This is a genomic window from Kitasatospora sp. NPDC034533 (assembly GCF_055575155.1).
On record NZ_JBVITE010000054.1, the window covers coordinates 11,654 to 38,208 of the forward strand.

Annotated in this window: 15 protein-coding genes; 8 read left to right on the forward strand and 7 right to left on the reverse strand. The window is 70.7% G+C overall.

The window, feature by feature from the left end:
* The first annotated feature begins 3 nt into the window (after positions 1–3).
* The 5 genes from drmD to drmC are packed head-to-tail and all read left to right on the forward strand — an operon-like array spanning position 4 to position 13,786.
* Positions 4–3,201 carry a DISARM system SNF2-like helicase DrmD gene (drmD, locus tag ACZ55U_RS29490; protein ID WP_465530812.1) on the forward strand — a complete coding sequence of 1,066 codons (3,198 nt, stop codon included), beginning with the start codon at positions 4–6 and terminating at the stop codon, positions 3,199–3,201.
* Positions 3,198–7,277, forward strand: a complete 4,080-nt coding sequence (locus tag ACZ55U_RS29495) for an Eco57I restriction-modification methylase domain-containing protein (RefSeq protein WP_465530814.1) — start codon at positions 3,198–3,200, stop codon at positions 7,275–7,277. The genes drmD and ACZ55U_RS29495 overlap by 4 nt, the downstream gene beginning before the upstream one ends.
* Positions 7,274–11,008 carry a DISARM system helicase DrmA gene (gene drmA, locus ACZ55U_RS29500; RefSeq protein ID WP_465530816.1) on the forward strand — a complete coding sequence of 1,245 codons (3,735 nt, stop codon included), beginning with the start codon at positions 7,274–7,276 and terminating at the stop codon, positions 11,006–11,008. The genes ACZ55U_RS29495 and drmA overlap by 4 nt, the downstream gene beginning before the upstream one ends.
* The gene (drmB, locus tag ACZ55U_RS29505) at positions 11,005–13,041 is read left to right on the forward strand and encodes a DrmB family protein (RefSeq protein ID WP_465530818.1); all 2,037 of its coding nucleotides are present in this window, start codon (positions 11,005–11,007) and stop codon (positions 13,039–13,041) included. Before drmA ends, drmB begins: the two co-directional genes overlap by 4 nt.
* Positions 13,016–13,786: a DISARM system phospholipase D-like protein DrmC gene (gene drmC / locus ACZ55U_RS29510; protein WP_465530820.1), complete on the forward strand. Its 771-nt coding sequence runs from the start codon at positions 13,016–13,018 to the stop codon at positions 13,784–13,786. The genes drmB and drmC overlap by 26 nt, the downstream gene beginning before the upstream one ends.
* 150 nt (positions 13,787–13,936) lie before the next feature.
* On the opposite strand, the gene ACZ55U_RS29515 is transcribed toward drmC, so the two are convergent.
* Positions 13,937–14,416, reverse strand: coding sequence for an ASCH domain-containing protein (locus ACZ55U_RS29515; protein ID WP_465530822.1), 480 nt, complete (start codon positions 14,414–14,416; stop codon positions 13,937–13,939).
* Positions 14,413–16,470 (reverse strand): GNAT family N-acetyltransferase, encoded by a 2,058-nt coding sequence (locus ACZ55U_RS29520; RefSeq protein ID WP_465530824.1) that lies wholly within the window; start codon positions 16,468–16,470, stop codon positions 14,413–14,415. The genes ACZ55U_RS29515 and ACZ55U_RS29520 overlap by 4 nt, the downstream gene beginning before the upstream one ends.
* 384 nt (positions 16,471–16,854) lie before the next feature.
* On the opposite strand from ACZ55U_RS29520, the gene ACZ55U_RS29525 reads away from it, so the two are divergent.
* A complete protein-coding gene (locus ACZ55U_RS29525; RefSeq protein WP_465530826.1) occupies positions 16,855–17,361 on the forward strand; it encodes a DUF3995 domain-containing protein in 507 nt (168 codons plus the stop codon).
* Between the two features lie 61 nt (positions 17,362–17,422).
* On the opposite strand, the gene ACZ55U_RS29530 is transcribed toward ACZ55U_RS29525, so the two are convergent.
* Together ACZ55U_RS29530 and ACZ55U_RS29535 are read right to left on the reverse strand one after the other, a co-directional pair.
* Positions 17,423–18,517, reverse strand: a complete 1,095-nt coding sequence (locus ACZ55U_RS29530; protein WP_465530828.1) for an alpha/beta hydrolase family protein — start codon at positions 18,515–18,517, stop codon at positions 17,423–17,425.
* Between the two features lie 44 nt (positions 18,518–18,561).
* Positions 18,562–19,482: a zinc-binding dehydrogenase gene (locus ACZ55U_RS29535; protein ID WP_465530830.1), complete on the reverse strand. Its 921-nt coding sequence runs from the start codon at positions 19,480–19,482 to the stop codon at positions 18,562–18,564.
* Positions 19,483–20,154: 672 nt separating this feature from the next.
* Here ACZ55U_RS29535 and ACZ55U_RS29540 point away from each other — a divergent pair.
* Entirely contained in the window at positions 20,155–21,111 is a 957-nt protein-coding gene (locus ACZ55U_RS29540; RefSeq protein ID WP_465530832.1) for a LysR family transcriptional regulator, read from the forward strand.
* 536 nt (positions 21,112–21,647) lie between these two features.
* Here the strand turns inward: ACZ55U_RS29540 and ACZ55U_RS29545 are convergent.
* A complete protein-coding gene (locus tag ACZ55U_RS29545; RefSeq protein ID WP_465530834.1) occupies positions 21,648–23,162 on the reverse strand; it encodes an MFS transporter in 1,515 nt (504 codons plus the stop codon).
* Positions 23,163–23,484: 322 nt separating this feature from the next.
* Between ACZ55U_RS29545 and ACZ55U_RS29550 the strand changes: the two genes are divergently transcribed.
* Positions 23,485–24,252, forward strand: a complete 768-nt coding sequence (locus ACZ55U_RS29550) for a TetR/AcrR family transcriptional regulator C-terminal domain-containing protein (RefSeq protein WP_465530836.1) — start codon at positions 23,485–23,487, stop codon at positions 24,250–24,252.
* A gap of 18 nt (positions 24,253–24,270) precedes the next feature.
* Here ACZ55U_RS29550 and ACZ55U_RS29555 read toward each other — a convergent pair whose 3' ends face one another.
* Positions 24,271–25,044, reverse strand: a complete 774-nt coding sequence (locus ACZ55U_RS29555; protein ID WP_465530839.1) for an isocitrate lyase/PEP mutase family protein — start codon at positions 25,042–25,044, stop codon at positions 24,271–24,273.
* The gene (locus tag ACZ55U_RS29560; protein ID WP_465530841.1) at positions 25,041–26,522 is read right to left on the reverse strand and encodes a cytochrome P450 family protein; all 1,482 of its coding nucleotides are present in this window, start codon (positions 26,520–26,522) and stop codon (positions 25,041–25,043) included. The genes ACZ55U_RS29555 and ACZ55U_RS29560 overlap by 4 nt, the downstream gene beginning before the upstream one ends.
* Between the last annotated feature and the right edge of the window lie 33 nt (positions 26,523–26,555).

Consider the following 26,555-nt stretch of genomic DNA (forward strand, 5'->3'; position numbering starts at 1 on the left):
GTTGTGTCTGACGAGCAGGTGCAGCGGGGCCCGCGCACCGCGCAGCCTGCGGCTCTGCCGCAGATCCCCGAACCGGGACAGGTCGTCAACGTTCGGGGTTCCACCTGGGCGGTCGCGGACGTGCGCCAACAGGGCTTGCCGCGCAGCCCCGCCGATGAGGGCATGGCTCGGCTTACGCACGTAGTCAGCCTCCAGTCCCTGGAAGAAGACCGCCTTGGCGAGGAACTGGCGGTTGTCTGGGAGCTAGAGGTCGGGCACACCGTCGCGCCTGATCAGGGTCTGCCGGAGACCATCGCAGTGGATGGCTTCGATGACCCGAACACGCTCGCTGCATTCGTTGACGCCGTACGTTGGGGTGCGGTTACCTCCGCTGACGCCGACTCGTACCAGGCTCCGTTCCGCAGCGGCGCCAACGTCGAGGCGTACCAGTTGGAGCCGCTGCGCCGCGCCCTGCAGTCCTCTCGCACCAATCTGCTGCTCGCCGACGACGTCGGCCTGGGCAAGACCATCGAGGCCGGCCTGGTCATCCAGGAGCTGCTGCTGCGGCACCGGGCGCGCTCGGTCGTCATTGTCTGCCCGCCGAGCCTTGCCCTGAAGTGGCAGGACGAGATGCGGGAGAAGTTCGGCCTGGACTTCGTGATCGTCAACAGCGAGCTGATGTCGCAGGTACGGCGCAGCCACGGGCTGAACGCGAATCCGTTCCGGCTCTTCCCGCGGGTCATCGTGAGCCTGTCGTGGCTGCCGACGGTACGCGCGCAGCGTCTGCTGCGCGCGATTTACGCTGACGCCCGGGACACAGCCACCGCCCGGCGGTTCGCGTTCGATGTGCTCGTCGTCGATGAAGCCCACCATGTCGCACCCGCTGGCCCGAGCGCTGCGGACGGCCACCGCGGGTACGCCGTGGACAGCCAGCGCACGATGGCCACCCGCGAGCTGGCGGAGCGGTGCGAGCACCGCCTGTTCCTGTCCGCCACCCCGCACAATGGCTACCCGGAGTCGTTCACCGCGCTGCTGGAGATGATCGACGGTCGGCGGTTCAGCCGCGGCGCCCTCCTTGACGAGCGGGCGCTGCGTGAGGTGACGGTGCGTCGGCTGAAGACTGAGCTGAAGGAGAAGGGCTTCAAGGCCCGGCAGCTGAAGACCATCCCGTTCACGCCAGACGACGACGAGCAGCAGCAGTTCGCGGTTCTGGAGCGCCTCCTCGCCGAGAGCGCCCGCGCCAACGGCAAGAAGCGCTCGGGTGACATCGTGGCGATGCTGCTGAAGAAGCGCTTCTTGTCCAGCCCGTGGTCGTTCGCCCGCACGCTGGAGCTCTACGAGCAGGCCGCCGCAACGGGTCGGCTGCCGGATCTGGATGACGAGGACGACTACTACGAGGAGATCCTCGGCAGCCAGCAGTCGGACGAGGAGGAAGGCCGGGAAGACCATCCGGAATTCACCGCCCTGCGGCAGAGCAAGGGCTCCGATCCGCTGGTAGCCGCGAGCCCCCAGGAGATTTCCGCCCTGGTCTCATGGGGCCGGCGCTTCGAGCACCGGCCGGATTCGCGTCTGAAGGCGCTGATCGGCTTCCTCGACGCGGTCTGCCGTCCGGATGGCAAGACCTGGATGAATGAGCGGGTGGTGGTGTTCACCGAATACGCCGCCACCTTGGACTGGATCGCCGACGTGCTCACCCAGCGCGGCTACGGCGAGGTGCTGGCCACCATCCAAGGATCCACGCCCGCTGAGGAGCGGGAGGAGATCCGTGCCCGCTTCACCGAAGACCCGAGCAAGGAGCGCGTGCGGGTGCTCGTCGCCACCGACTCGGCCGGCGAGGGCATCGACCTGCAGGCGTACTGCCACCGGCTGGTCAACTTCGACATCCCGTTCAACCCCTCCCGGTTGGAGCAGCGGATCGGGCGTATCGACCGCTACGGCCAGCACCACACGCCCGAGATCTACCACTTCGCGCCCGACTCGACCTCGGCGACCTACGCCGCGGACATGGACTTCATGCGCCGCATCGCGGAGAAGGTCGGCAACGTCGCCCACGATCTCGGCTCGGTCAACCAGATCATCGACGGCGAACTGCAGGAGCACTTCAGCCCGACCACGACCGCTGCCCGCAAGACCAGGGCTGCCGACCACGACAGCGGCGACGCGATCATCACCCGAGCGCTGGCGGGCGGCATCGAGCTCAACCGTCGACTCACCGAACTGTCCCGCACCTACGACCAGCGCAAGCTGGAGATGCACCTGACTCCCGGCAATGCGCGCCGGGTGGTGGATGCGGCCCTGGCGCTCACCGCGCAGCCGCCGCTGATCGAGATCGGCGATGATCGCAGCGACGCCAGGGTGTTCGAGATCCCCTCGCTCGGGTCGGCCTGGCAGCACGCCCTCGATGGGCTCGACACCCGCCTGAACCCTGGCGTCCTGCGGCCGATCACGTTCGACGACAAGGCGGCCCAGGACCGCACCGATTTGGTGCACGTCCACCTCGGCCACGCGCTGATGCAACGGTCGGCCCGGCTACTGCGCAGCGCGCTGTTCAGCGTCGACTCCCCGGTGCACCGGGTGACCGCAGTCGTGGTCGAGGACCTGCCGCAGTCGTGCGTGGCCGCCGTCTCGCGGCTGGTCCTCGTCGGGCGCGGCGGCCTGCGGCTACACGAGGAGGTCTTCCTCACCGGCGTCCGCCTGCGGGGGCAGGCCATGGCCGAGGTCAAGGTGGAGGAGGTGCTCGACCAGGCCCTCGACGCGGAGCATCTGATCCTGGCCGACGAGGGCGTGCGTGCATCGCTCGCCCAGCTGTGGGACGCCGAGGACTCCCGGCTGCGGACCCGCCTGCTCAATGCGGTGGCGCGCAGGGCCGAGTCCCATCAGGAGCGGGTCACCGAGACACTCCGCACCCGCCAGGAGTCCGACGTGTCCCGTGCCCGGGAGATCTTCACGGCCTTCCGGATCAACCTGGAGGAGTCCCGCGAGCGGCTGGCGCGGGAGATCAAGGCCCAGGAGGAACTGCTGTTCACCGACGACCAGCAGGCACAGCGCCGCCGTGACCTGCTGGCCATGGAGGACCGGCTGGCAAACCTCCATGAGGAGGAGCAGCGCGAGATCGCCGCGATCGGCGAGCGCTACGCCGACGTCAAACCGCACGTGTCCGCCGCAGCCGTGGTCTTCGCGCTGACCCCGGCCGACGCCGAAGCAGGGAGGGTGCAGTCATGAGGCGCAAGTCCGCCGGGTCGGCACGATCCACCGCCGACCTCCACCGCGCGTGGCTGGAACTGGTGGACGCCGACGGGCCGTTCCTGTCCGTTCCCGCCCTCAAGCGCGTCTGGCAGCAGGGGATGCCCCAAGTCGGTGCCGACCAGGCGGCCCTGCTCAAGGACGCCAAGCCGGCATTTGAGAAGGCATGGGAAGGCTGGGACCTGCGCCGAGACGACCCGTCCGCGCTCGACCGCTACCGCGAGGCCCGCGACGCCTGGGTCGAACTGGTTCTGCGGAACATCCTCGGCTGGGGCGACCACTACACCAGCGATCTGACCGGGGCGCTGTTCGCCGAGGTCGCCGGCGGCGTGCGGTCACCCAACTATGCCGTGACGGTGACGCCCACCGGAGCACTCGCCTACGGCGAGACGGTCGGCGCGCTCGTCCTTGTCGTTGACCCCGTGGACTCGCTACGCGATCCGCTGGACGACGGTTGGGCGACCAGTCCGATCGACCGCATGGAAGAACTGCTGCGGCATGGAAAGGTCCCCGTCGGCGTCGTCACCGATGGACGCTGGTGGGCGATCGTCAGCGCCCGCAAGGACACCATGGTCGCCTCCGGCATCGTCGACGCCCAGACCTGGATCGAGGAGCCCCAGACCCGCAACGCCTTCGTCGAATTGCTCCGTCTTCGGCGACTGCTCGGCGGACGCCCCGAGGACCGTCTAACCGAGTTGTTCGGCGAGTCGGTCGCCGCAGCTGAGGAGATCACCGAAGCGCTCGGCGTCCAGGTGCGGCGCGCGGTCGAGCTGCTCGTACAGGCCCTGTCGGAGGCCGGCCTGGACGCCGTCCGCCACGGCGAGCCCGACCCCCTGCCGACGGACCGCGAGGGGGTCTACGAGGCCGCCGTGACTGTGATGATGCGAGTGGTCTTCCTGCTCTTCGCCGAGGAACGCGGCCTGCTTCCGCAGAGCCGGCTGTTCGCGATGGGCTACGGCATCAGCGACGAGCTGGACGCCCTCGACCGCCGCGAACGCGAAGAGGGCAGCGAAACCCTCGACGGCACCCACCTGACCTGGCACCGGCTGCTGGCGACCTCTCAGGCGCTCTCGCGCGGCGCCTCGTTCGAGGACCTGCGTCTGCCCTCCTACGGCGGATCACTTTTCGACCCCGACCGCTTCCCGTTCCTCACCGCCCGCAGCCCGCGCGGCACCCTGGCCATCACGGTCAGCGACCGGGTCATGCTGGAGGTGCTGCGCGCAGTGCAGATGGCCCAGCTACGGGGCGAGCCGGCCCGGCGGATCTCCTTCCGCGACATCGACGTCGAGCAGATCGGCTACATCTACGAGGGCCTGCTCGGCTACGCCAGCAAGGAGACGGACCAGGTCACCATCGGACTCATCGGCAAGGCCGGCGAGGAACCGGAAATGCCGCTGGCCGAGCTGGAGGCCATGGCCGCCCACTACCGTGACCCTGCGAAGCTGGCCGACGCCATCCTGGCCTGGGTGAAGGACGAGCAGCCCGCCGCCAACTTGCCATCCAAGGCCGCACTGGCCAAGGCGATCCGCGGCAGCGACGAGGTCGAGGACGCCGAACGCGCGCTGAGAGCCGTAACCATCGACGAGGCCCTGCGCGACCGGCTGCGGCCCCACATCGGCATCATCCGGCGGGACCTGCGCAACCGGCCCTTCGTGGTCGAGCCCGGCGGCGTGCTGATCGTCGAAACCCCGTCACGTGCCACGGCCGGCGCCCACTACACCCCGCGCAAGCTGGCGGAGGAGGTCGTCAAGCACGCCCTGGAGCCGCTGGTCTTCAATCCCGGCCCGCACCAGATCGGCGACCCCGATGCGTGGCGACCGGTGTCGTCCGACGACATCCTCGACGTCAAGATCGCCGACATCGCCTGCGGCTCCGGCGCGTTTCTCGTCGCCGCCGCGCGGTACCTGGCCGCCCGGCTTGTCGAGGCGTGGCGTCGCGAGGGCGTGGCAACCGGAACGGCGCACGACCTGTATGTCCACGCGATAAGGACAATCGTCGCGAAGTGCCTGTACGGCGCGGACATCAACGCCATGGCCGTGGAGATGTGCAAGCTCTCGCTGTGGCTGGTCTCCCTGGACCCCAAACTGCCGTTCTCCTTCGTCGACGACAAGGTGCTGCACGGCAACTCCCTGCTCGGCCTCACCGACACCGAACAGCTGAGCGCGCTCCACATCACCCCGGCCAAGGCCGCAGCGACACCGCTCTTCGACTTCGACGAGGGCACCGCGACGATCCGCCACCTCGACATCGACGGCGTGCTGAACAGGGCGACGAAACTGCGCCAGAACCTGGCGAGCGAGGTCAACGACGACGACCCGCAGCGATCTGCGGCGACGAAGCGGCGGCAGTGGCGCGAGTATCAGGAACTCACTCGCCAACTCGCGGATGTCGCCGACGGCGTTATCGCCGCCGGACTACGACTGGGCGGCAAGCCCGGCAAAGCGCTCACCGAGGCGTATGAGAACCTCCGAGTCGCCGTCGGCCTGGCCTACCCCGCGGACGGCGGCACTGCTAATCGGGCGATGCTCGACGGCATCCTCTCCGCCGGCCTCACCCCGACCATCGAGACCGACTACGACCGGTGGAAGCCGCTGCACTGGATCCTGGCCGTACCAGACGTGATGGAGCGTGGCGGCTTCGACGCCATTATCGGCAACCCGCCCTTCCTAGGTGGGCAGAAGCTCACCGGCGCGATGGGCACCAATATGCGCGACTGGTTTGTCAACGTGTTGGCGTCCGGGACACGGGGTAGCGCCGACGGCGTCGCCTACTTCTTCCTGCGCGCGATGGCCCTAGTGACCCGTAAGGGCAACCTCGGCCTGATCGCGACGAACACCGTCGCCCAGGGAGGCACTCGCGAAGTCGGGCTCGATCGCATGGTCGCCGACGGATTCGCCATCACCCGGGCGATCCAGAGCCGGTCGTGGCCAGCCACTAGCGCCAACCTGGAGTACGCGGCGGTCTGGGGGACTCGGAATTCAGTCAATCCGAATGTGCCACGAGTGGCCGATGGCGTCGAAGTGAAGCAGATCTCGACGCTTCTGGAACCTGCAGGGCGCATCGATGGTACCCCGGTACGACTGCCCGAGAACGCTGGCATCACATTCCAGGGATGCATCGTACTGGGAAAGGGATTCATCCTGAACCCCGAGGAGGCGATGGAATGGATCAACGCCGACCCGAAGAACGCCGAGGTGCTTTTCCCTTATCTAAACGGCGAAGACCTCAACTCGCGAGCAAATATGTCTCCCTCTCGGTGGGTGATCGACTTTTTCGATCGCTCAGAGGACAAAGCAAGAGAGTATCCGATTCCTTACGCCCGGCTCCTTGATCAGGTAAAATCTGAGCGCCAGAAGGTGAATCGCAAAGCCCTTCGCGAAAGATGGTGGCAGTATGCCGAAAAGCGCCCGGCGATGCGGAAAGCCATTGCAGACCTGAACGAAATGCTCATCATGACTCGGCACTCCGTAACGGTCATGCCGTGCCGAGTTCCCAAGGGGATCGTACCCAGCGAAGCCACGGTCATCTTTGCGACTGACTCATTTTCGGATCAGGCGGTGTTGTCGTCGAGCCTGCATCAAACCTGGGCAATCTTGTACGGTTCAACATTGGAGACGCGGGTCCGTTACACCCCCTCCGATGTCTTCGAGACTTTCCCTCGCCCGAAACCAACCAATCGGCTCACCGAGATTGGTGCGACCCTCGACACGGAGCGGCGCGAGATCATGCTGCGTCGCGATCTCGGGCTGACAAAGCTGTACAACCGCATCAACGACCCAGACATCACCGATACCGCCGACCCCGACATCGCGCGGCTGCGGCAGATCCACGTCGCGCTCGACCAGGCCGTCATGGATGCCTACGGCTGGGGGGAAGTGCCGCTGGAGCACGGGTTCCACATCTACCGGCAGATTCAGCGCTGGACGGTCAGCCCGGCGGCGCGGGTCGAGATCCTGGACCGGCTGCTGGGGGAGAATCACCGCCGCGCCGCCGGACAGAGTGAGGCACCGCCCCCACTCGAGAGCGAGGATGAGATCGAGGGTGAGGACGAGTGAGCACACCCAGCGCGAAGCCGACGGCTGCATCTCCCGCTGCCAGGGCCGATGACCAGCCGGAGTACCGGCTCGCATGTGAGCCGGATGGACGGTCGTGGACGGTACGGGAGAACCTGGTCGACATCCTCGAACGGGAGTTGCTCGGACCGGCGGGCGGCTCGGAGGAGGTGCTGGACGCGGCGCCGGACGCGGCGTACCTGGTCGGCCGGATCGCTCCGTTCAAGCTGACTGTCAGCCGCGACGACCCGCAGGACGCCGACGCAAACGAGCAGGCCACCGATGTCGGTGACGCCGTGGCCGCTGACGAGGGCCGCGGCGTGCCCGTCACGGCCGTCGATGAGAGCGGCTCGGCCGCCGACGAGGACGCCGGCGTGGAGGACCAGCCGCAGCAGCGTGGACTGATGATCCCCGCCTCAATGGGTCTGCGCTGCCAGATCCCGTCTGACCTCGGCTCTTTCACGGTCACCGCCTCCTGGGGACTGTACGAGCCGGTCAAGGTGGAGTCCGAGACCACTGATGGCGGGCGCGTCCGCCGCTACAAGCGCACGCCCATCGAGATCGTCACGAAGGTCGCCGTCGCCGACCTCAAAGCAGGGGCAACGACGGAGTTCCCGCTGAAGGACAAGGTCGTGCTGCGCGTCGACCGGCACGATGACGAGGCGCGGGGCTGCCTGATCGTCGAGGTGGCGTTGTGCAACGACCGGGAGACGCCGCGCAAGATCCCGGTCGAGGCGTGGCTGTACCAGACCAAGCTGACCGTGGACGCCGGTGGCGCCGAGGTGTTCCTCCCCGTCGCCGATCCCGTGGAGGACACCCGCCACGAGCGGGACGACGAGCTGCGGCGGCTGAATCTCCAATACCGGGACCGGCTGGAGTTCGCCGTCGGGCGCACATGCTCGGTGGACTGGCAGGTGGCAGCAGGTGCGCGCCGGGCCAGCGAAGTGTGGACGACCTGGCTGCCGACCTGTCAGACGCCACAGACCACGGCGGAGGAGATCGGCAAAGCGCTGCTGGACATGACCGCGCTCGCCACGGCGAGCGGGGAGGAGCTGCGGGCCGGCCTGGAGCCGATCGTCCGCGAGTACGCGGCCTGGCTGGATGGCGAGGAGCGTCGTGCCGAGGCTCTGCCGGAGCACCTGCGGGGCGAGGGGCTTGACGCGGTCAGCGAGGCGCGCAAGGTCCAGCGCCAGCTCGCCGAGGGCCTGGAACACCTGCTCGGCGACGACGAGGCGCTGCGCTGCTTCCAGTTCATGAACCGAGTGATGGCGGATCAGCGCATCCACACCCAGGTGGCCGAGCACCGGGCCAAACACCCGAAGGTGAGCATCGAGCAGGCTCGCGCCACAGTGCTCGCTGACAAGGGCGCGAAGGCACACTCGTGGCGCACCTTCCAGTTGGCCTTCATTCTCATGCAGCTGCCGCTGCTCACCGATCCGGCGGCGGAGAAGCGCTCCGGCGATCTGGCGAAGGCGCAGCTGCTGTTCTTCCCGACCGGTGGTGGCAAGACCGAGGCGTATCTGGGTCTGGCGGCCTACACGTTCGCGATCCGGCGACGTCAGGGCGTCGTCGTGACTCCGGACGGCGCGCTGGACGGTGGTGTGGGCGTGGCCGTGCTTATGCGTTACACGCTACGGCTGCTGACGGCGCAGCAGTTCCAGCGGGCTACGGCGCTCGTCTGCGCGGCCGAGCTGGCGCGCAGGAGGGACCCGAAGACGTGGGGCGAGGAGCCGTTCCGGATCGGGCTGTGGGTGGGCACGGATGTGAGCCCGAAGCGGTTCGAGGAAGCGGCAACGCAGCTGGAGAAGGCCAACAACCGCTCCGGTTACCGGCTGACGGTGCTGCAGATCCAGCGGTGTCCGTGGTGCGGCAGCAAGATCGGTGCCCGGGAGGTCAAGGCGGTCAAGGCGTCCCGTCGGGTGCACGTGTACTGCGGGGATGAACTTGCGGGCTGCCCGTTCGCGGAGGGTGGCGAGGTGGCTGAGGGGCTGCCGGTGCTGACGGTGGATGAGGAGATCTACCGGCTCACCCCGGCGTTCGTTATCGCCACCGTGGACAAATTCGCCCGCCTGGCGCGGGAAGGGGAGGCCGCCTCCCTGTTCGGCTACGCGTCCCGGTTCTGCGGGCGGCATGGTTACGTGCACCCGGACTCTCGGTACTGCGAGCTGACTGACAATGGCAGGCATCCGGCCAAGGACGGTCTGCCTGCTGCAGGGCTTCGCCCGGCCGGGCGGCTGCGCCCACCGGACTTGATCATCCAGGACGAGCTGCACCTGATCACCGGGGCGCTCGGCACGACGGTGGGCCTGTTCGAGGTGGCGATCGACGTGATGGCGGGCTGGCGAGACGCGCAGGGCCAGGCGGTCCGGCCGCTGCTGGTCGCCTCGACCGCCACTGCCCGCAACGCGGCCGATCAGGTGCGCGCCCTCTACGGGCGGGATGTGACGATCTTCCCGCCGCAGGTGCTCGACGCCGGGAAGACGTTCTTCTCCAAGGAGGAGCCCGTCTCGGAGCACTTCCCCGGTCGGCGCTACGTGGGGATCAGCACCACGGGCGTCCGGTTGACCACGGCGGAGATCCGGGTCGCCGAGGTCCTCATGGCCGGCGCGCAGTTGCTGCTCGACCGGTCCGGCACGGCCGCCGACCCCTACATGACCCTGGTCGGCTACTTCAGCGCCACACGCGAATTGGCTGGTATGGCCCGCTACATGGGCGACGACATCCAGACCGCTCTCTTCAAGCGGCGACCGTGGTCGAAGCTGCCCCGCCGCACCGGCACGGACTACGGGACGCTCAACACCGCGGAGCTCACCTCCCGTGTAGCCAGTGCTGACATCACCACCACGCTGGACCAGATGGCAGTGCCGTTCGACCCGGCCTTCGACTCCGTCTCCGGTAAGCGGGAGTTGCGCGCGTTGCGCGAGGCGGGCAAGCCGATGCCCACCCGCGAGGTAAGCCCGTACGACGCAATCCTGGCCACCTCGATGCTGCAGGTAGGCGTGGACGTGACCCGGCTCGGCCTGATGCTTGTGGTCGGCCAGCCGAAGAACACGGCGGAGTACATCCAGGCGTCCTCGCGCGTGGGACGTTCCGGGGAGAAGCCCGGACTGGTGGTCACGCTGGGAAACTGGGCCCGGCCGCGCGACCTGGCGCACTTCGAGCAGTTCCGGCACTACCACGAGACCTTCTACGCCAGGGTGGAAGCGCTGTCTGTCACGCCGTTCTCGGTCACCTCCCTGGAGCGCGGGCTGGACGGCGTGCTGGTCAGTGCGGCCCGGGTCCTCGACGCCGTCCGTCCCGACGGCTTGTCGCCCGAACAGCACGCAGGTCGGATCGCGGCCGAGCGCGACTTCGCGGAGGCGCTGATCGACGCGCTGGTGGCGCGGGTGCAGCGGGCATCCGACGAGGATGCGGCTGACCGGGCACGTCAGCGTCTGCGCAACCGGCTCGACCAGTGGGAGAAGCGGCGCACGCATTTGGCGCGCCTGCGCAAGGGCCTGGTCTACGAGCGGACTTCGGACGAGGCGCACTTCGGCCCGCTCATGATCAGCGCCGAGAACGCCCGCTCCGCGGCGGACAGCAAGGACGCTCCACCGTTCGTCGTGGCCAACTCGATGCGCGAGGTGCAACCGGAGATCAACCTCCTGGTGAGCCCTATCAAGGAGAACCTGATCTTCGTGGAACCGCCCGGCACTCCGAGCTGGGACTTCGCTCCGCTCAAGGAGGACTCGTGACCGCCGAACCCCTCGCTGAGACACGGTTCCTCTATGACGCGTCCAACGCCGTCGATCCGCTGGGCGACGCCGAGCGGGAGTCGGACGAGGGCCGCAAGCACAACCGGGCCAAGGTCGGCTCGGGCCGCCCGTCCTCCCTGCTGTACACCTACGGCCCGGGCGCGATCATGGACCTTCCGCAGTTCACGGTCATGCCCTCCGGCCTCGACGACTGGGACCGGATCTGGCGTCGCCGCGACGGCATCCCGCAGATCCGCGCGCCGCGGCTCCGTCAGGCCGTGGCCATGCTGCTGCGCTCACGGGATATCCAGCTGAGGCCCTTCCCCTGGCAGGCGAAGAAGATGAGCCTGTCCACCGAGGGCAACGACCTGGGTGTACCGGCTCGCGTGTTCCCGCAGTGGCTGCGGTGCACCGGCTGCGACATGCTCGGCGCCCTCGCGCAATTCGACTACCGCAACACCCACCCCTACCGCACGGACCTGGCCTGCTTCGAGCACACCCGGTGCACCGGCCGGGCCGGTGACCGTACGCGCAGGCCGACTCGCCGCCCGGCGGTGCCGGCCCGCTACCTCCTGGCCTGCGTCGACGGTCACCTCGACGAGTTCCCCTACGAGCGGTGGGTCCACCAGGGCCAGCAATGCGACAAGGCAGAGTTCCCGGCGCTGAAGATGGTCGACCGCACGGCCGGCAAGGGTGCTTCGGCCGTGATCCGCTGCGAGTCCTGCGGCGCGCGGCGGCCGATGAACGAGGCACAGGGCGAAGCCGGACGGTCCAAGCTGCCGCGCTGCCGCGGGCGCCACCCGCACCTGGACGCGTTCGAGCCGGGCGGATGCGGCAACGAGACCCGGCTGATGCTCGTCGGCGCCTCCAACTTGTGGTTCCCGGCGACGCACTCGATCATCGTGATGCCGGAGTCATCGGAGGAGCGCAAGAGCGACCTCGCCGACCAGATCCGTACCGCCCTGGGCGAGAAGCTCGCGAAGTACCGGGATGACCTGGAGACCCTGCGGGACGTGCTGGACGGCAAGGTCGACGTCACCGACCTGTCGGACGCAGAACTGGCGGAGGCGGTGGCAGCCGCTGGCGCGCCTCCGGCCTCCGAGGCGGAACAGGATGAGCGCATCCGCACCTGGGATCCCGTCGACCTTCTCGTTCCCGAATGGCTGTACCTGCAAAAGGACGTGCTCGGCCCCAGGGTTGAGGACCCGTCGAGCGGGCTGACGCTCTCGAAACGAGAGCGCGATCCCGGCCTGCCACCGCAGATCACCCGCGTGCTCGCGGTCGAGAAGCTGCGCAAGGTGAACGCCCTAATCGGCTTCACCCGGATCGACGCCATGGACCGCGTAGGGGACCTGCCACGCCGACTTGCCCCGTTGACCCGCAGCGCCCGCCCGGCGTGGACCGTCGCCACCGAGGACCGCGGGGAGGGCATCTTCCTTCAGCTGGACGACCAGGCGGTCGCCGTGTGGGAAGAGCGGATCTCCACCAGCGACATCTGGCGGGCGCACCGCGACGCCCATCGGCGCAACTTCCACCGCCGCTTCTCCGAGACGGCCGTCGAGGTTGACCCCGACACCCGGCTGAGGCCGCCGCGCTACTGGCTCGTCCACACCCTCGCCCACGTGCTTATCCGCGAACTGGCCATGACCTGCGGATACTCCGCGGCCAGCCTGAGCGAGCGCCTGTACGCCTGGCCGGAATCCGAGGGACGGGCTGCCGCCGCCGGCCTGCTGATCTGTACCACCGCCTCGGACAGCGACGGCACGCTCGGCGGCTTGGTGCAGCTGAGCGAACCCACGCGCCTGCAGGGGGTCGTCTCCCGCGCCCTCTACCGCGCCACCCGGTGCTCCTCGGACCCGATCTGCGCCACGCGCACGCCGCAGGACCCCGAGGACTTCCTTCACGGCGCCGCCTGCCACTGCTGCGTCATGGCCTCCGAGACCTCCTGCGAACGGGCCAACCGCTTCCTCGACCGCCGCTTCCTCGTCGACCTACCCGGGAGCAACCTTGGCTTCTTCGACCACGCCGATTGACCCGGCAGCGGCGAGACAGCTCGGGCAGCTCCTCAGCGGCACCGAAGCCCGGGAGATCGCCGACCGGCTCACCGATGGCGACACCCTGACGGCTGCCCTCAAAGTGGTCGCCACCGGACGCCGACCCGAGGTGCGAGCGCTGCTGGAACGGGGCTCTGGACCAGGATCTCCCGGCGCAGGCCAGGTCGTGGCCGTGCTCCGGGCCGTGGAAGGAGCGCGGTCGATCACTACCGCCCTCGACCCGCTCTGGACCATGCCCGGCCACCTCGCACAGTCCGGCCCGCTGACCAGCTCTGTCGCCCGCCTCGTCGACAGCGCCCGCCAGTCCGTCACCTGCTCGACCTTCAACTTCCAACGGTCGTCAGAGCTCTGGGGAGCGCTACGCCGAGCAGTCAGCCGTCCCGAGATCGACGTGCGGATCTATCTCGATTCCCAAGCAGCCGACCGGCACTCCAAGCCCGGGTCACCGACCACAGCAGAGGTGGCCGCGCACCTTCGCCCAGGGATCGTCCTACGCACTAGGGAGTTCGACGGAGGACCAGTGCGCAACCACGCTAAGTTCCTCGCCATCGATCACCGGTTCCTCCTGGTCACCAGCGCCAACTTCTCCTGGAGCGCGGAGTACGGCAACGTCGAGTTCGGAGTCCTCATCGACAACCCCAATCTGACTGAGTCCGTCGAGCGAGAGATCCATCGGATCGAAGACCAGCTCTATGAGCGCGTTCCCCGTCCTGGAACGACGTGAACCGCCGGAGTCACCGGCAGCGCCATCAGACAATCCCGCCACTCACTCTCGCTGACGACTACCGGCCGATGGTTCCACGCTCTCGTCTACCTTCCTGAACGATCCGTCGGTCACGCCGAGTCGTCCACGTCACTGGTCCTTGGGCCTGAGTTACACAGGGACCGGGGTACCCAAAACACCCTGCAGGTCAGCGCCTGCGGCAGACGATGCTTCCACCATCTGCCGGAGCGACTCACCGTGGAGGTAGCGGTAGCTCTGCGGTGGGTGGAACGGGCCGGCCGCCCGAAGCGCGCTGAGCGGAACCGGTTCCTCGAAGGTAACCGGTTCCGTAAGTGTGAGACCGCTTGCCTGCGAAGCGCCGCTCATGTATTCGTCGAACTCGCGCCTGCTGATGCCCGTTTGCGCCCGATGTGCTGACCAGACTTCCCGAGGAGAGCCGACGTGGACGGCAGCGACCAGAGCCGCTCCGACGAGGGCCATGGTGGGAGCAGTGGCGTAGAGCACGACGGGCGTGCCCGGCGGGACGGCGACGCGCTGTCGACGCACCTCCACGGTCTTACTGCCGGCGAGAATCGCGGTGGCGAAACGGGGGTGGACGGACAGCAGCATCGCGCGCTCCGGCTCGTTCACGTCCTTCGATGCCCTTCCTCGTAGATCGCTTGGAACAGCCTGTTGTCGATCTTCGTCAGCGATATCAGGGACAACGGTAGCCCCAGGTCACCGGCAAACGACTTCAGCTGTCGCAGCGTCACCGGTTTGGGGAAGATCTCGGTGTCCGAGAACCGCAAGGCCATCGCTCGACCGGAGCCCTCATGGGCGATCTCACGGACCTCAGCTCGACCATATACGCCCAGGTGTTCGAATCTGGCGAACAGGGTGTCAGCTGTGTCGATCACTACCTCGTCCAAGCGCGAACAGCCGATCACCATCTGCCCGTCCTGGCCCGGCAAGCCGTCGCTGACGTACCAGAGCAGGCGCCCCGGGACGCTCTCGTTTCGGTGCCCGGGTGACCGGTAGTAGACGTGCTCGCGACTGATTCCCAGCTCGCTGCTCCGCGGCAGCAGCATCGCGGGGACGTTAAACAGCTCCGTGGACCACCGCGGCTTGATGGGCGCCATGAAGGAGGGCATCAATGAATCCATGACTTTGGCCGGCCACCAGGCCCGCTCCACGGCTCCCGTCACCTCGGCCGATAGCCCAGTCTGGAGGGCTGTCGCCTTACGCTCCAGGGCGCGAGCGGCCTCCGCGGCGGACTGCGTGACCGCATCGGCCGTCCCGATCACGTTGACGAGCAGTGCCGCTTGGCCGCCTTGGTGCTCGAAGAACCCGTCGCTGCCGGCCGCTGCCCTTGCGACAGGCGAGATGAATGCGTCCGAGATATGTACTACTCGAGCGCCCCGCTCACGACCCAGGCGCTTCAGCCCGAAGAGCAACTGCCGGGCCAGAGTCTGCTCCAACCGGTGCGAAGCGGTACGCAAGAGGGGCACGGTCAACGTCCGGCCGTCCATTGCCCATACGTACAGAGCGACCGGTCGGCCGTCTCCGTCGCGGAGGAGCTCCCGACGCCACACGACGGCATCCTCCGCAAGCGCCCGAAGGCGCCGTGCGAACGCCGAGCCGTTGTCGCTACTCGACTGGTCGAAGAAGGCGACGAGTTCGCCCTCGGTGCCCGGAGTGACCTCCCCGACCCGAAACTCGGTACCCATGAGATCGGCCGGCCTGTAGACCTGGGCTTGGTGCAGTTCGTCCACGTGGAGAGTGACGACCGACGGATGGACGACCCGTACTCCGGCGATGTCCCATGCCACGTCTGCCAGCCCGGTGAGCAGCGGATCACGTGTGACGAGTACCTGGAGCCCCGCACACGAGGTCTCGGCCACGTACCTTACGCGCCGCTCCAGTTCGGTCCCTTGGGACAGGTCGGCCCCGACCCCGCGGGCCGCCTCGAGCAACTCGCGGCTTCTGGCCGCCACCGGTTCCGAAGCAGGTGTGATCTGTCGCAGCCCAGAGAGGGCAGCCCGCTGATGCTTACGCTCCGCCGCGTCAGTGATCTCGCGGACGTCACGGAACAGTTGAGGAGTGAAGGCCAACTCCACGAGGTCGGCCAGCCAGCCGGCCTCCAGAGCCTCTGACTCCAGTGCGCCGGGTGAAGGAGTCAGCCCGCGCAGGTCCGCAAATACTCCGTGGTCGACGACGATGGTCAGCGCATCGCTCTCAACGTCGGTGAAGAGATCCGGATGACTGTGGTCAAGCCACCAGCCGTCCAGGTCATCGCCATTCTTGCTGCGACCCCGCACCTCACCACGCGGGACGAAACCGAGACTCGTCCACATCTCCGTGAGCCCGTAGTCGCGTCGGCACTTGACCTTGATCCCGAGCCGCTGCGAGTACCTGGTCCGGATGGTCTCCACCAGTAGGCGGGCAACGCCTTCACCCCGGCGCTCTTCGGCGACACACAGGTGGGTCAACCGGACATGTGGGCTCCGCTTGGGAAGTCCGCAGAGCGCGTAGCCGATCACCTCGTCACCGTCGACAGCGATCAGCAGGCCACCTTCGTCCGCGGCGTTCTGGTAGACGGGTGGAGTCAACAGGCCCAGCGTCTTGGTGTAACGATTTCCCAGCGCAATCGCCGCTTCGATCAGCTCCGCCTGCGCACCGGACGCCGGCTCGATCTTGATCCCCATCAGTCCCCTCCCGAGAGATGCACACCCAGTCTCGCCTCTTCGGCGGTACCGGCACGGAGAATCGTGTGAATCAAGCAGCAGTCTGTTACCTGGTGGCGCTTCCAGCCCGCCCCGGTTGACGCCAACGCTGACGCCAACCGGCCCGAACGATGGCGTCCGACGGCAGCCTTCCATGGACGGCAGAATCACCCAAACAGGGGCATCTTGACGCCCCGGCTTGGCCTGAAAAGCGGAAGGTCGCCGGTTCGACCCCGGCCCTGGCCACAACCGGGAAGCCCCCGTGGCGAATTCGCTACGGGGGCTTCGTCGTTCCCCCCGGAGGGGGAGGGAGCACCGCCTGCGGGACGATCCGGTGCGGTGGGGCGGCGCGGGACCGTGGACGGCATGGAGACGACACGGGACACGGGCTGGAACCGGGTGGCTCTCGGCGCCGGGTACGCGGCGGCGGGGTGGGCGGTGGCCTTCGCGCTGGTGCACCTGTACTGGCTGGCGGACGGGCGGCTGGGGCTGCCGGACGGGCGGCTGGGGCTGCCGGACGGGCGGTCGGTGTGGAGCAGCGCGCCGCTGCTGGTGATCGACGTGATCGCGGTCCCGCTGTGCGCGGTGGCCGCGGGGGTGGCGCCGGCGCCGGTGCGGCGGTGGGGCGCGCGGGTGCCGGCCCGGCTGCTGGGCTTCGCGCTGTGGGGCACCACCGCACTGCTGGTGCTGCACGCCGCGCCGTCCGTGCCGGACTGGATCGCGCTGGCCATCGGCAGCCGGTCGAGTGACGAGCTGGACTCGATGGCCCGGTTCGCGACCTTCGGCTACGAGCCGTTCTTCCTGGCCGGCGGCCTGCTCTTCGCGGCCGCCGTGCTCGGCCGCCGGGTGTCCGGCCGAGCGGTGGCGCGGTGAGCCGTTCAGCCCCCGCGCGGTGCGATGAGCCGTTCAGCCCCCGCGCGGTGCGATGAGCCGATCAGCCGTTCAGCCGCTCCGCGAGCCAGTCGGCGGTGGCGGGCAGCCAGTCCGGCAGGGCGGTGCCGAGCAGGTGGTTGCCGTGCGGGACGAGCAGGAGTTCGGCGTGCGGGGCGCGCTCGACCAGGACGGTGGCGGGGGTGACGCCCGGGATCCGGTCCTCGCCGCCCTCGACCACCAGCAGCGGGACGGTGATCCCCGGCGCGAGGGCGGTCAGGTCGACCCGCTCGGCGAAGGCGCGGGCCGCCTCGTTCCCGCCGCAGCGCTGGGCCAGGGTCGCGGTGACGAACGGGACCAGGCCGTCCCAGTCCAGCCGGTACGGACCGCTGACCAGGGCCGCCGCGCACAGTCGCGGCTCGCGGGCGGCGGCCTCGGCCGCGTAGTAGCCGCCCAGACTGAGGCCGATCATGGCGGTCCGGGCTAGGTCCAGCCCCGCCCTGCCGACCAGTGCGTCGAGGGCGCGGCCGACCACCCGGTGGTACTCCGGCTCCGGCGCGCTGGTGGCGGCCTGCACGCCCTGCCCGGGCCCGTCGATGGCGAGCACCGCGACGCCCCGGGCCAGCAGGGCTTCGGCCACCGCGTGGAACTCCTCCTTGGTCGAGTCCATCCCCGGCACGACCACGACCACCGGGGCGTCCTCCCCGCCGGCCGCCGGGCGGCGCAGCCAGCCAGCGAAACCGTCCCCCTCGACGCGCTCCGCCCCCGGGTCGAGCAGCGCCAGCGCCCGCCGCATCGCCTCGTCGGCCTCGGCGGCGGCGCCGGCCGCGGCGGCCCGGTCGGGGTGCGGGAGCAGCCCGGCGAAGTGGCACCAGCGGGCGGCGCTCCGGTAACGCTCACCGGCGGTGACGGTGCGGCCCTCGGCGGCCGCCCGCTCCGCCGCCTCGACGTACCGGCGGCCGACGGCCCGGAAGGCGGCCGGCCAGTCCTGCGGGGAGGTCAGGGCGGCGGTCACCCGGTCGTACTCGTAGAGGTCCAGGCCCGCGCCGTGGGCGCGCGGGCGGTTCTCCTCGATCAGGGCGGGCAGCAGGCCGGGGGCGTCGAGGAAGGAGAGGTCGGCGGACTCGACGGGTTCGGCGGGACGTATGGGATCAGGCATGACTGGGGTTCCCCTCGGATCGTTCGGATCGTTCGGATCGGGTCTCAGGCGACGGTCAGGACGGCCTTGCCGCGGATGCGGCGTTCACGCAGGTCGGTGAGCACGGCGGCGGTCCGTGCCCAGGGGGCGACCAGACCCGGTTCCGGGGTCAGCCGCCCCTGCCGGGTCAGACGCACCAGGGTGGCCAGGTCGGCGCCGTCGGGCACGTCCGAGTCCGCGTAGTGGAAGTGCCGGAGGACGGCCGACTCCGGGCCCTTGAAGAAGTCGAAGAAGTCGAGAGTGACGGGCGTCCGCGAGGCCTGGCCGAACCAGATCAGGGTGCCGCGCCGGGCCAGCCCGGCCAGCGCGACCGGCAGCGCGGCACCACCGGTGGACTCCAGCACCAGGTCGTACGGACCGCGCGCCTCGCCCAGGTCGTGGACCACCTCGGCCGCCCCCAGTTCGACCAGCCGCCGCCCGCGCTCCGGGGAGGCGGCGACGGCGGTCAGCTCGGCCCCGGCCGCGGCCGCCAGCTCGGTGACGTAGTGCCCCACTCCCCCGGAGGCGCCGGTCAGCAGCACCCGCCGTCCGGCCAGCGGCCCCGCGGCGCGGAGCAGCCGCAGCGCGGTGAGGCCCGCCAGCGGCAGGGCGGCGGCCCGAACGGTGTCCAGGCCGTCGGGCAGCTCGGCGAGGGAGGAGGTCGGGACGCACACGTACTCGGCCCACCCCCCGGCCGGCGGATGCCCCACCACCCGGCGGCACGCGGCCGGCCCCGACCCGTCGGCGGCGGCCTGCACCACCAGCCCGGCCACGTCCTTCCCCGGCCGCCACCCGGCCCGAGGCGCCTCCAGCTGGAAGGTCTCCCCCCGGTTCACCGAGAACGCCTCCACCTTCACCAGCGCCTCCCCGGGCCCCGGCCGCGGCTGCTCCACCTCCGCGAACCGCACCGGCTCCGCCATCCGCCCCGTCGCCACCAGCGCCTTCATCCCCACCCCTCCGTCGGATACCCCCTCAGCTCACCCCGCGTGGCGGCACCCGGTCCAACAACCGGAGGGGAGAGTCGACAACCACCGGTTGTGCGGCGAGGAAGGAGGGCCGGAGGGGACGCGGCGACGTGCGCACCTGCGGGCCGCCGGCACCGTGGACGGCGGGGGGGCGGGGCGGGGCGGCCGGACGCGGCCGGGCCGGAAGGCCATCAGCGGCACAGCCGGCGGGCGCGGCCACCCCCACCCCGGACGGCAACCCCGGACGGCACCGCCGAACCTTTCCGGAGGCGAACACGGCACCCTCCGGGGAACCGCCCACCACACCCGGCAGACCACAGCTGCCCCGGCCCGCATCCAGGGCAGCACAGCCGGCGGGCGCGGCCCCCGCCCCGCTCCGGACGGCACCGCCGCACTTCGCCGGGGAGCAACCGGGCGCCCGGCAGACCGCAGCACCGCAGCACCGCAGCGGAACCCGACCGAGAAGCACCGCCGAACGGCCCGACCTGCCCCGCCCCGACCCGAACCCGGCAACCATCGGCGGCCGAGGACTCCCGGCAAGGCGCCCTCTTCCGGGCGACGGCCCTGCCGAAGGCCGCCGGAAGCGAGCGAGCGGGCACGCTGCGCTCCCGCCCCCGGGTCGGCCGCCCGACCCCCACGCCCTAAGGTGCCGGGGTGGATCTGGATCTGGCGCAGGTGCGGGCGTTCGTCGTCGCGGCCGAGGAGTTGCACTTCGGGCGGGCGGCCGGCCGGTTGGGGATCAGCCAGCAGGGGCTGTCCAAGCGGGTGGCGCGGCTGGAGGCGACGCTGGGAGTGCGGCTGCTGGAGCGGGACGCGCGCGGGGTGGGGCTGACGGGGGCCGGGCGGCGGTTCCTGGAGCCGGCCCGGCGGGTGCTGGCGCAGGGCGAGCGGGCGGTGGCCGCCGTGCGCTGCGCCGCGCGCCCGCTGCGGATCGACGTGTGGGGGCACCTCTACGCCCCGATGCGCACGCTGGCGCAGGCGGTGGCCGCCGCGCCGGGGCTCCAGGTGGAGCCGGTGCCCGGCCGGGACCTGCCATCGGTCGCGGTGGCCGTACTGCGCGGCGAGGCGGATGCCGGGTTCGGCCGGGTGCACCAACTTCCCAACAACAAAAGCGGGTTGACGCACAGGCTGGTACGCCTGGAACCGGTGGACGCGCTGCTGAGCACCGACCATCCGCTGGCCGACCGGGACACCCTGCGCCCGGACGAGCTGTGGGGCAGCGTGCTGCGCTACCCGGCGGCGGTGGACCGGCTGGACTTCCTGACCCGCTTCGCCACCCGGTTCGGCATCACCCACCGGGTCGGCTCGACCAACCTGGGGCTGGAGCACTTCGTGGAGCAGGTCCGCACCGACCCGACCTGCTTCTCCCTGGTGCCCGCCGACAATCCGCTCCCCGCTCACCCGGGCGTCCGCACCGTCCCGCTGGCGGACCCGACCCCGCTCTACGCCTGGTCGCTCCTGTGGCGCACCGGACCGGACACCGACCCGCACCCCCAACTCGAAGACCTGCTGCGGGCTTTCACCACCGAGGCCGCCCGCAGCCGCTGGCTGGAGTACGACCCGGCACGCGACTGGCTCCCGGACGCCGACCAGGCCGCCCTCCAGCCATGAGCCCTCCGCCTCCCCACACCGCGCGCCCACCCCCCGGCCTGGCACACCAGCACCTCGAAGTCAGCACGACAGTCGGCGGCACGGCGCTCCCGAACATCCGCCGGATGAGCCGGACCCCGGCCAGCCGTAGCGGCCGGGCACGGCGAAGCCGGGGCGGGCGACAGCCACCGCGACCCCCACGCCCCATCCGGCAAGCCCATCACACCCCAACAAAGGTGCCGCGTAACGGAGTTGGACGCCCGATAGGTGGTCGGCAACCATCAGCCGGCCGGGAGAGGACCTGAACCCCCACTGGCGACATCCGGGCAGAGACGAGGTAGTCACCCAGCGTGGAGACCGGGCCCCGCCGGACACCGCCCAGGCGATCGGGTTCGCGCTCGGCGGATTTGGTGTCGCGAGTGCTCCCCCGCGTCCTGCGCGCGCCACCACGCCCGAGGTCACCACCCCGGATGGAGCGGCCGGATGCCCCGATGGCCCCGACCGCGCGAGGCGGTCGGGGCCATCGGGGCCGGCAGCTAGCAGCCGACCGGCTGCCGTCAGGCGGCCGGTTCGGTCTGCGGCGTCACCGGGGCGTCGGGATCCGGGGCGGTGGTCTTCCGGGTGTCGCGCATCAGGGCCAGGGTGAGCGCCGCGGCCGCGACGACCGCGATGCCGCCCACCGTGAAGGTGGTGGAGGTGGCGGTGTTGAAGGCCTCGCGGGCGGCCGCGACGAGGCCGCCGTCCCCGGTGGAGCCGGCCGTCGCGAGCGCGCCGGTGATGTCGTGGCGGGCGGCGGCAGGGGCCGTGTCGGGCATCGCGCCGGTGTAGGTGCTGGAGAGCACGGTGCCGAGGATGGCCACGCCGAGGGCCGCACCGGACTGCTGGATCGTGTCGTTGAGCGCGGAGCCGACGCCCGCGTGCTCGCTGGGGATGGCGCTCATCAGCGCGTTGGCGGCGGCCGGCATGCCGAGGCCGGAGCCGGCCCCGAGCACCAGCATGGCCAGGACGACCTTGGTGAAGCCGTCGCCGACCGAGAGGGTGGCCAGCAGCCCGAAGCCGCACGCGATGACCAGCATGCCGATCGAGGTCAGCGCCCGCGCCGGGACCTTCTTGCCGAGCGCCGCACCCAGCGCGTTGAACGCCAGCGAGGCGACGGCCAGCGGGAGGAAGGCCAGGCCGGTGTCGGTGGGCGAGAACTCCAGGACGAACTGGAGGTGCTGGGTGAGGACCAGCATCAGCCCGCCGGTGGCGAAGGTCAGCAGGACGAGGGAGAAGCTGGCGCCAGTGAAGACCCGGTTGCGGAACAGCTTGAGCGGGACCATCGGCGAGTCGGTGCGGACCTGCCGGACGGCGAAGCCGGTCAGCGCGGCGGCGGCGAGGAGGAGCCCGCCGAGGGCGCTCGCGCTGGCGAAGCCGTCCCGGGGCAGCACGATGATCGACCAGACCAGCGCCGTCATGCCGACCATCGACAGCACCATGCCCGGCAGGTCGGGCCGCCGCCACGGGCCCTTGGACTCCGGCATCAGCAGCGCGGCCGCGACGATGGCCACCGCCGCGATCGGCACGTTGAGCAGGAAGACCGCGCCCCACCAGAAGTGCGCGATCAGCGCGCCGCCCAGCACCGGGCCGCCGACCAGGCCGACCATGGCCACCGCGGTCCAGGCGGCGATCGCCTTCGGGCGCTCCTCGTCGTCGAAGACGGTGATCAGGATGGAGAGCGTGCTCGGCATGACCAGCGCGCCGCCGACGCCCATCAGGACGCGTCCGGCGATCAGCTCACCGGGGCTGCCGGCGTACGCCGCGACCAGTGAGGCGGCGCCGAACAGGGCCAGGCCGACGATCATCACCTTCCGCCGTCCGAAGCGGTCGGAGAGGCTGCCCGAGGTGAGCAGCAGGCCGGCGAAGACCAGGATGTAGGAGTCGATGATCCACTGGATGTCCTGCGCCCCGGCCCCGAGGTCCTCCGCGATCGGCGGGATGGACACCGTGAGCACCATGTTGTCGATCACCAGCACCAGGCTGCTGAGACAGAGCACGACCAGGATGAGCCAGCGCTGCGGATGCCGTTCCACGGCGTTTCCCCCTTCAGACTGACGGGTCTTCGGATCTTCGAGTGTTCGGGTCTTCGGATCGAGCGCGCGGCGCGGGGCGAGGGCCATGGCCGCAGCCGCCGTCCGCCCCGGGCTGCGCGGAAGTCGTCGCGGGCACACCGCCCTCCGTCCCCACGGTACGGTGTGCGCCGCTCCGAACACTGTACGGACACCGCACACTGTTCGCAATGCCGTACGGTGTTCGTCTGCCGAACACCGTACGGCCGGGCGTACCCTGTTCGGGCACGACCGCAGCGTGCGGTGCCGAACCGGACGAAGTCCGGACGAAAGGTGAGGAGGGCCGATGGCGGCCAAGGCAGAAGACGGCTCGACCCCGGGCATCCCCCTCCCCTGGAGCCGCCCCCAGCCGCGGCGCCGGGAACAGCCCGCCCTCAGCCGCGACCAGATCGTCACCGAGGCCCTCGCGCTGCTGGACTCCGACGGCATCGAGGGGCTGAGCATGCGCAAGCTCGCCGCCCGGCTGAACGCCGGCGCGACCTCGCTGTACACCCACGTCGCCAACAAGGACGAACTGCTCGCCCTGGTCGTCGACCAGATCTTCGGCACCCTCCCGCGACCCGAGGCCGAGGGCTCGGAGGATCCGAAGGTGTGGCGCGCGAAGATCATGGAGTGCGCCGAGAGCATGCGCGCGGCGATCATGCGCTACCCGTGGATGGTCTCGGTGATCGGCGACGTCGGGATGATCTACCTCGGTCCCAACTGGATGCGGCTGTCCGAGTCCATGCTCGCCGTCACGGAGACGGCCGGCTTCGAGATCGGCGAGGCGAACCTCGCGATGAACGCGGTGCTCGGCTACACCATCGGGACGGCCTGCGTGGAGGCCTCCTGGGTGACCGCGCTGGCCCGCAGCGGCCAGGACGAGCAGGAGTGGATGAACCGGCTGCTGCCCGCCGTCATCGAGGCCACCAAGGAGTTCCCGCGACTGCACCGGCTGTACACCACGGAGGTGCCGGACGAGGTCGCCGCGGGCCGGGACGACAGCTTCGCCCTCGGCGTCAACGTCATCCTGGACGGGATCGAGGCGAACCTGAACGCCCGCCGTCAGGGCTGAGACCGCCCATCCGGGGGCTCAACTCCCGCTGAGCACCGCCACTTCGGCGTACCCCGGCACCGGACCGACCGGCTCGCCCGCCGCGACGGCGGCGGCCGTGGCCACCGCCGCCGCCAGCGCCGCGCGGTACAGCAGCGAGCCCAGGCTGACCCGGGCCACCCCCAGCGCGGCCAGTTCGGCGAGGCCCGGACCGGACGGCGACCAGAGGATGTTCAGCGGGGCGGCGAGCGCGCCGACCAGCCGGGCGATGGCCGCCGGATCGGCCAGTCCGGGGACGAACACGCCGTCCGCGCCCGCCTGCAGGTAGGCGTCCAGGCGCCGGAGCGCCTCCGTTTCGGGGGCGTCCTGGCCGCACCAGTAGGTGTCGGTACGGGCGTTCACGAACAGCTCCGGCACGGCCGCCTTCACCGCCGCGACCTTCGCGGCGTGCCGGGCGGCCGGGGCCAGGCTGCCGTCCGCCCGGCCGTCCTCCAGGTTGATGCCGACCGCGCCGGCCCGGGCCAACTCCACGGCCAGTTCGGCGACTTCGTCCGGGTCCTCGCTGAACCCGGACTCCACGTCGACGCTGAGCAGGAAGCCGCCGCGGCCGAGCCGCCGCGCCAGCCGTACGGTCTGCTCACGGGTGGCGGCGGCACCGTCGGGCAGACCGGCGGCGGCTGCCACGCCCAGGCTGGTGGTGCCGATCGCGGGGTGTCCCTGGGCGGCCAGGGAGGCGGCCGAGGCGTGGTCCCAGGCGTTGGGGAGCAGCAGGGGGCGGCCGGGCCGGTGGTGCAGGGCGGCGAAGGGGGTCATCGGTCCGTCTCCCGGGGCTCGTTCGTCGGGCTTCCGGCCGGGCTCTCGGCCGCGCTTGCCATCGGGCTTCCGGCCGGGCTTCCGGTCGGGCTTTCCTTCAGACCTTCCGCCGGACCGTCCGCCGGGCCTTGCGCCGGGTCTTCCGTCCGACCCTCGGTGGGGCGATCCGCCAGGCTCACCAGCGAGTTCGCGTAGTAGTACCCCGCCTCGGAGACGTGGCAGACGATCTGCCGGAAGCTCCAGCCCGTGCCCGGCGAGTCGTCCAGCCAGGCGTCCGGCAGGGCGGCGACCCGCCGCGACCAGATCCCGCCCAGCCTGGTCAGCCGGCTGCGGGCCTCGTCCAGGTCGGCGGTGGTGAACGGGGCGAGGTCGGCCGGGGTGGTGGTGGCGGAGGCGTGCCAGTGGTCCGGCTCGGTCGGCTCGCCGGCCAGTCGGGCCTCCAACTCGGCCAGGTGGTCGACGAGGTGGTCGGCGATCCGGCGAACCACCTTGTGCGGCGCGTAGGTCCGCCCCTCCGCGTTGACGATCGGGCGGCCGTCCCAGTTCGTCCAGGCAACGGCCGCAGTGAGCACCCGGTCGACCATCTCCGGCACCAGGGCGGCGAGTTCGGCCTTGCCGAGGTCCGGCGCCGCCGGAGTTCCGGTGTCCGACGGGCTTCCGGTGTCCGCCGGATCGGAGGCGCCGTACAGGATGCCCCCGGCGAGGGCCAGGGCCTGCGAGCTGCCGGGGCAACTGCGGGGCGGGGCACCGAAGGTGAGCGCGACGCCCTCGGGCGCCCCGGCCTGGGCGGCCGCGACGTCGAGCAGGACCACCGTCCCGGCCGGCACCGGCACTGCGCCCAGCTCGGTGGCCCGGGCGGCGAGCCGGCGCAGCGTCCGGACCGGCGGGTCCGCGCGCAGCACGCCGGGCAGCCCGCCCTCGTTCCGGCGGGCCGACTCGACCAGCGTGGCGGTGGCGTTACAGGCCTGGACGAGCAGGCCGATCCGGTTCGCGGCCGTCTCCTCGTCCGGGTCCCCCATCGCGGGCAGCAACCGGGCCACCGCGGCGTCCGCGGCAGCGTCCACCGCGTCCGTAGCCTGGCCGGCGCCGCTCGGGGCGGCGGCGAAGTACGCCTTCGACACCGCCGCGACGTCCCGCGCCACGGCCTCCGGGTCGGCGAGGCCGAGCTCCGCCGCGAGCACCCGGACCACCCTCAGCCGTACGTCGGTCTCGAAGCCGCCGGCCGCCGCCACCCGCAGCCGGGCCGGGTCCAGCCGTTCCAGATCGGCCAGCACCAGCGCCCGGCGCCGGGCGTGCGGCTCGCCCGAACTGAACCGGGCGACGGCGGACCGCAGCCAGGCCACCGTGCCGGGGCGGGCGCCGGGGACGGGGGCGGCGGGCGCCGGCACCAGCGCCGGGTCGGCCAGCGCCGCCGTCACGTCCTCGTAGCGGGAGAAGGTCATCGTCGCGGGGCCGGGGGCCACCGTGGTCTCGTTCATGCCGCCATCGTGGCCCCGGGTCGTTTCGGCCCC

Bases quoted from the DNA above. Each gene is read 5' to 3' on its own strand.
- ACZ55U_RS29525 (WP_465530826.1), top strand. From the start codon at position 16,855: ATGGAGACGACACGGGACACGGGCTGGAACCGGGTGGCTCTCGGCGCC.
- ACZ55U_RS29535 (WP_465530830.1), bottom strand. From the start codon at position 19,482: ATGAAGGCGCTGGTGGCGACGGGGCGGATGGCGGAGCCGGTGCGGTTC.
- ACZ55U_RS29555 (WP_465530839.1), bottom strand. From the start codon at position 25,044: ATGACCCCCTTCGCCGCCCTGCACCACCGGCCCGGCCGCCCCCTGCTG.
- ACZ55U_RS29550 (WP_465530836.1), top strand. From the start codon at position 23,485: ATGGCGGCCAAGGCAGAAGACGGCTCGACCCCGGGCATCCCCCTCCCC.
- ACZ55U_RS29560 (WP_465530841.1), bottom strand. From the start codon at position 26,522: ATGAACGAGACCACGGTGGCCCCCGGCCCCGCGACGATGACCTTCTCC.
- ACZ55U_RS29520 (WP_465530824.1), bottom strand. From the start codon at position 16,470: ATGGGGATCAAGATCGAGCCGGCGTCCGGTGCGCAGGCGGAGCTGATC.
- ACZ55U_RS29530 (WP_465530828.1), bottom strand. From the start codon at position 18,517: ATGCCTGATCCCATACGTCCCGCCGAACCCGTCGAGTCCGCCGACCTC.
- ACZ55U_RS29495 (WP_465530814.1), top strand. From the start codon at position 3,198: ATGAGGCGCAAGTCCGCCGGGTCGGCACGATCCACCGCCGACCTCCAC.